This is a genomic window from Vibrio neptunius (genome assembly GCF_000967495.1).
Lineage (GTDB): Bacteria > Pseudomonadota > Gammaproteobacteria > Enterobacterales > Vibrionaceae > Vibrio > Vibrio neptunius.
On the sequence record NZ_JXXU01000146.1, the window covers coordinates 1 to 205 of the forward strand.

Below are 205 nucleotides of genomic sequence, written 5' to 3' on the forward strand. Positions count from 1 at the left end.
TGAAGGTTAGCCAATGTCGTTAAGCCCACACCCAAATAAATAAGCCAGATTGCAAAATGGACGTCAGCCAGATGAATGATGAATACTTAGCGTTTTTCCTGTCAAAATTTGGTAGCCCGACAGAAGTTGTCGTCGCCACCTTAGAGCAAATAGAGAGCTATCGTGGGATCTTACCCGATAAACTACTGGAATATTGGCAACAGAT

The 205-nt window shown here is 42.9% G+C and carries 1 protein-coding gene; it reads left to right on the forward strand.

Annotated elements, in window-relative coordinates; translation table 11 throughout:
* Nucleotides 1-71: 71 nt before the first annotated feature.
* Nucleotides 72-205 (forward strand): GAD-like domain-containing protein (locus tag TW84_RS24270; protein ID WP_275041690.1); only part of this gene is annotated, 134 nt, incomplete at its 3' end.